The sequence below is a fragment of the Protofrankia symbiont of Coriaria myrtifolia genome, from assembly GCF_900634755.1.
GTDB classification, from domain to species: Bacteria; Actinomycetota; Actinomycetes; order Frankiales; family Frankiaceae; genus Protofrankia; species Protofrankia coriariae.
Window position 1 is genome coordinate 1 of the sequence record NZ_CAAAFS010000193.1, and the last position, 5,050, is coordinate 5,050.

General features: G+C 68.2%; 5 protein-coding genes and 1 pseudogene. 2 read left to right on the top strand and 4 right to left on the bottom strand.

The genetic code is table 11. The annotated features are described in order from the left end of the window. Positions 1-12: 12 nt before the first annotated feature. Positions 13-1,398, bottom strand: coding sequence for a M20/M25/M40 family metallo-hydrolase (locus CM1CMNOD_RS10925; protein WP_013873710.1), 1,386 nt, complete (start codon positions 1,396-1,398; stop codon positions 13-15). A gap of 173 nt (positions 1,399-1,571) precedes the next feature. On the opposite strand from CM1CMNOD_RS10925, the gene CM1CMNOD_RS10930 reads away from it, so the two are divergent. After that, on the top strand, positions 1,572-2,456 hold the full coding sequence (locus CM1CMNOD_RS10930; RefSeq protein WP_131772497.1) for a hypothetical protein: 885 nt from the start codon (positions 1,572-1,574) through the stop codon (positions 2,454-2,456). A gap of 259 nt (positions 2,457-2,715) precedes the next feature. Here CM1CMNOD_RS10930 and CM1CMNOD_RS21725 read toward each other — a convergent pair whose 3' ends face one another. The 3 genes from CM1CMNOD_RS21725 to soxR all read right to left on the bottom strand — a co-directional run bounded on the left by CM1CMNOD_RS21725 (position 2,716) and on the right by soxR (position 4,622). Continuing rightward, positions 2,716-3,351 (bottom strand): RCC1 domain-containing protein, encoded by a 636-nt coding sequence (locus CM1CMNOD_RS21725; protein WP_050803491.1) that lies wholly within the window; start codon positions 3,349-3,351, stop codon positions 2,716-2,718. Next, complete coding sequence (locus CM1CMNOD_RS21730) at positions 3,264-3,770, bottom strand: RCC1 domain-containing protein (protein WP_165001685.1); 507 nt, start codon at positions 3,768-3,770, stop codon at positions 3,264-3,266. Before CM1CMNOD_RS21730 ends, CM1CMNOD_RS21725 begins: the two co-directional genes overlap by 88 nt. A 396-nt stretch (positions 3,771-4,166) precedes the next feature. Beyond that, the gene (soxR, locus tag CM1CMNOD_RS10940) at positions 4,167-4,622 is read right to left on the bottom strand and encodes a redox-sensitive transcriptional activator SoxR (RefSeq protein WP_013873712.1); all 456 of its coding nucleotides are present in this window, start codon (positions 4,620-4,622) and stop codon (positions 4,167-4,169) included. 129 nt (positions 4,623-4,751) lie between these two features. On the opposite strand from soxR, the pseudogene CM1CMNOD_RS10945 reads away from it, so the two are divergent. After that, positions 4,752-5,042 (top strand): annotated as a pseudogene (locus CM1CMNOD_RS10945) (NADPH-dependent FMN reductase); the annotation flags it as partial. Positions 5,043-5,050: the final 8 nt, after the last annotated feature.

Consider the following 5,050-nt stretch of genomic DNA (forward strand, 5'->3'; position numbering starts at 1 on the left):
CGACTCAGGACACTAGGAGGCGGCCAGGAAGCGGTCGAGGACGCGGACGCCGAACCGCAGCGACTCGACCGGCACCCGCTCGTCCACACCGTGGAACATGCCGGCGAAGTCCAGGTCCGGTGGCAGCAGCAGGGGCGAGAAACCAAAGCAGCGGATACCGAGCCGGGAGAACGACTTGGCGTCGGTACCCCCCGAAAGCATGTAGGGGACCGGGCGGGCGGCCGGGTCCTCGGCTTTCAACGCACCCGCCATCGCGTCCACGAGCGGACCGTCGAAACCGGTCTCCAACGCCTGGTCGAACACGACCCAGTCACGCCGGACGGCCGGGCCGATCAGCTCGTCGAGCTGGCGGAGGAACTCCTCCTCCTGGCCGGGCAGGAAACGGCCGTCCACGTGCGCGGTGGCCTCCCCCGGAATGACGTTGACCTTTTCTCCCGCGTTGAGCTGTGTCGGGTTCGCGGTGTTGCGGATGGTCGCTCCGATCATCCGGGCGATCGGGCCGAGTTTGGCGATCGTGGTCTCCAGGTCGTCGGTGTCGATCTCGATACCGAGCGCGTCCCCGATGGAGTCCAGGAACGTCCGGACGGTCGGGGTCAGCACGATCGGGAAGCGGTGCCGGCCAAGCCGCACGACCGCCTCGCACAGCGCCGTGACCGCGTTGTCGTCGCTGACCATCGAGCCGTGCCCGGCCCGGCCGGCGACGGTGAGCTTCATCCAGGCGATGCCCTTCTGGGCCGTCTCGATGAGATAGAGGCGCAGGTCGTCGGAGACCGTGTAGGAGAAACCACCCACCTCGCTGATCGCCTCACTGCAGTCGGCGAACAGGTGCGGGTGGTTGTCGACCAGCCAGCGGGCTCCGAGCCTGCCGCCGGCCTCCTCGTCCGCGACAAAGGCAAGCACCAGGTCACGCGGTGGCCGCCGACCGGAACGCAGCAGGTCACGGACGACCGCGAGCGTCATCGCGTCCATGTCCTTCATGTCGACCGCGCCGCGTCCCCACAGACTGCCGTCGACGATCTCGCCGCTGAACGGGTGGACCCGCCAGTCCGTCGGGTCCGCGGGCACCACGTCGAGATGGCCGTGGATGAGCAGCGGCGGGCGGTGCGGATCGACACCCTCGACCCGGGTGATGACGCTGGTACGGCCGGGTTCGGACTCCAGGATGGTGGTCTGAAGGCCGACCTCGGCGAGCTTGGCCGCCACGTATTCGGCGGCGGCCCGCTCGTTGCCGTCGCCGTTGCCCCGGTTCACCGAGTCGATGCGCACCAGGTCACGACAGATCTCGACGGCTTCGTCCTGCGCGGCCGTGCTCACCGCCGCCGGGCTTGCGGCTACCGGGCCCGCGGTCTGCCGCCGGGCCGGGGGGATGTCGTCGGACGCGGGGATGTCGCTCGCCATCAGACCAGTCTGCCAGCCCGGCCGGCTCGGCCGACGGCAACCACGCCGGATCGCAACACAGCCGTATCCCACAACACCCGTATTGATTGATTCCGCTGCCGGAGGAGGGAAGTCCACACCCGGGGGGATGCCCCCGATCCGGGACAACCGTACGGTCATCAGGGCATAGAGGTGTGCTTCAGCTTACATTCCAGGAGTCGATCATGCCGCTTGCCCCGCCGCCGCCTCAGCCGCCCGCGCCTCCGTACGGGCTCGAGCTCAACACCACGATGCAGACCGTGGCCACCATCGTGCTGTGGGTCGGCACGGCCGCCCTGCTCGTGTACGCCGGGAAAATGGCCCGCGAGGAACGCTCGATCTTCCCGGTGGCGCTCGTTGTCGCGGTCGCGGTCGGCAGCATCATCGAGCCGCTGTACGACATCGCCTACCACCTGCACTGGCTCGACAACGGCGAGCAGTGGACGTTGTTCACCAGCTTCGGCCTGCCGCAGCCGGTCTGGGTGATGCCGGCGTACGTCATGGTGTTCGGTCTGCCGGCGCTGCTGCTGTACCGCGCGCTGAGCAGGGGCGCGACGCTGCGGCAGATCTTCACGCTCGGCGCCCTCACCGCCTTCACGACCGCGGTGTTCGAGATCACCGCGATCAACCTCGACCTGTACGTCTACTACGGCGAGTCGCCGTGGCGCGTGCTGGACTACCCGCTGTTCATCGCGTTCATGGAAGCCGCGCAGATCACGGGTTTCGCCGTCCTGGCCGCCGTGCTCAAGCTGCGGGCGACCAAGGAGGTCCACAACCTGGCGCTCTTCGCGATCTTCCCGTGCAACTTCGCCTTCGACGTCCTGGGCGCCGGCTTCCCCACCCTCATCCTGCAGAACTCCAGCCCCGACCCGAACGGCTTCGCGCTGTTCCTCAGCGCCATCGCCAGCGTCGCGCTCACAGCGACCGCCCTGTGGTGGTCCGCGCAGCTGCTGCTCACCCTGCAACGCAGGGACGGGATCACACCGACTGGGACGCGGACCCCGCCCGAGACGCCGGTACGCGAGGCCTCCCTCGTCTGAAAGACGTTTCCCCCAAAGGCCGTATCCCCCAGCAGACCGCCCCGAGCCGTACCACCCGCCGGGACGGTACGCCCGGGAGGGTTGGCCGCGCCGACGTCGCCGCGGCCAACCCTCCCGGACACGGCGCTGGCCGGTCAGAGAAGCCTCCCTGCGCTCTGACCAGCCAGTAGCAGTTTCCAGCCAGGAGGAGTTTCCCGGGCCGCTTTCCGCCCGCGTCCTTTGGGACGGCCGGGTCGTCGCGCTCGGAGCTGGCGGAAGGTCAGAGCGCGCGGAAGCAGGACGGCGCGATCGCATATGCGACGTCCAGGCCGGCGCCGATGGCGGTAGTTCCGGTCAGACCGGGGACCACCGGCGGCACCGGGACGTCGCCGCCGGTGGTGCCGTTGCCCAGCTGGCCGGCGTTGTTGCCGCCCCACGCCCAGACCGTCCCGTCGGAACGCAGCGCATATCCGTTCTCGTCACCGCCGACGACGGCGGTCACATCGGTCAGGCCGACGACCCGCACCGGCCGCGTCACCTCGAGACCGGGTACGGAGATGCTGCCGATGCCCAGCTGGCCGTTCCAGTTCTGTCCCCAGGCCCAGAGCGTGCCGTCGGCGCGCACCGCGTACGCCGCGAACGGGCCGGTGCCGATGGTGGTGACCCCGGTCAGCCCGGACACCGGCGCCGGAATCGGGGTCCGGCTGCCAACGCCGCCACTGCCGTTGCCCAGCTGGCCGGTGTTGTTGCCGCCCCAGGCCCAGACCGTGCCGTCGGAACGCAGTGCATACGCCGTCCCCCCTTTGGAGGCGATGGCGGTGACGCCGATCAGGTTGGGAATCCGTACCGGTACTGAACTGTCGGTGGTGGTCCCGTTCCCCAGGTTGCCTTCCGCGTTGTTGTCCCAGGCCCACACGGTGCCGTCCCGACGCAGCGCATACGCGCTGTCACCCCGCTGGAGGCGATGGCGGTGACCCTGGTCAGGCCGGAGACCCGCACTGGTACCGGGCTGTCGGTGGTGGCGCCGTTCCCCAACTGGCCGTAGGCGTTCCTGCCCCAGGCCCAGACCGTGCCGTCCCGACGCAGCACGTACCTGGTGTTCCCGGAGTTGCTGGTGATAGCGGTGACACCGGTCAGCGTGGGAACGCGTACCGGCACCGAGCTGTCGGTGGTGGCGCCGTCGCCGAACTGGCCGGCGTTGTTCCAGCCCCAGGCGTACAGCGTGCCGGCCCGCGGCCGGGCACCCGCTCCCGGCGCTCCTGCCCCGGGCGGGGAGGCCATCGCGGACGCCGGCAGAAGCGTCGTCCCGGCCACGGCCAGTATGGCCGCCCACATTCCGACCCACCATTGTCGACCGGACATCGTGGCTTCTCCGTTCCGTGGAACCGGTGGTTTTCATCCCACACCCCAACGTCACGAAGAATATCAAGATCAATACTTTCTGTAATCATATCGCCACGTGTCCACCAGTGGGCCCGAAGCCCTGGAGCCCCGCCGTCCACGCAGACAAGACGAGGGACGCAGGGACGAGGGACGTCGCCGAGGCGATACGGGAACGAACTTCGCACATTTTTGATCTTGAAAAAAAGTGGAAGGGTCGACGCTTTACTTCTTTTTTGTAGTTTTTGGTTTTGTTTGTTTGATTTTGAAGATCAAAAATCGACGAAAGCTCGTCAACATTGTTGACTACAGCATGGGTTCACCTGTTGCGCGGTGGGATTTCTGCCGCGGCTACGGCTCGAGGTGACAGCGGGGGCCCGCACCCTGCTCGCCGAGGGTGTCGTACGGGTTGACCAGGGCGCAGCGGTCGATCGACAGGCAGCCGCAGCCAATGCAGTCGGTGAGGTGGTCGCGCAACTGCTCCAGCCGCCGGATGCGGGCGTCGAGCTCCTCGCGCCAGCGGGTGGACGCCCGCGCCCAGTCCTCCCGGGTGGGGGTGCGCTCGTCCGGCAGCACGGTGAGAACGTCCCGGATCGTCGCAAGCGGGATGCCGACGCGTTGCGAGGCACGGACGAAGGCGACCCTGCGCAGGATGTCCCTGGCGTAGCGGCGCTGGTTGCCGGGGGTGCGCCGGCTGCGGATGAGCCCCTGCCGCTCGTAGAAACGCAGCGCCGAGGGGGACACACCACTGCGCTCGGCCAGCTCACCGACGGTGAGCTCCTTGGTCTTCCAGGACAGCTGTGCCATGTGGACCACGGTAGCTTGACTTCAACCTTTGTTTAGCTTCCAGGGTGGTACCCAGGACGAGATCAACGAGATCGTCGGCCATGGCGTCACCAGGAGCCACTGGAACCGAGACCCGGGAAAGGACCTGTCATGTCCGAGCATCCGTTGCAACTGGCCGTGATCGTGGGCAGCACGCGGGAAGGCCGGTTCGCGCCGGTGGTGGCGAACTGGTTCGTCAGCCAGGTCGAACAGCGCGACGACCTGGCGCTCGACGTCGTCGACCTGGCCGAGGCGCGGCTGCCCGCCGTGCTCACCAGGCAGCCGCCGCCCGAGGTGGCGGCGCTGACCCCGCGGCTGGACGCGGCCGACGCGTTCGTCGTGGTGACGCCGGAGTACAACCACTCCTATCCCGCGCCCCTGAAGAACGCCATCGACTGGTACTAGTAGAC

Coding starts and splice junctions, on each gene's coding strand:
- CM1CMNOD_RS21730 (WP_165001685.1), bottom strand. CDS start 3,770: ATGTGGGCGGCCATACTGGCCGTGGCCGGGACGACGCTTCTGCCGGCG.
- soxR (WP_013873712.1), bottom strand. CDS start 4,622: ATGGCACAGCTGTCCTGGAAGACCAAGGAGCTCACCGTCGGTGAGCTG.
- CM1CMNOD_RS10925 (WP_013873710.1), bottom strand. CDS start 1,398: ATGGCGAGCGACATCCCCGCGTCCGACGACATCCCCCCGGCCCGGCGG.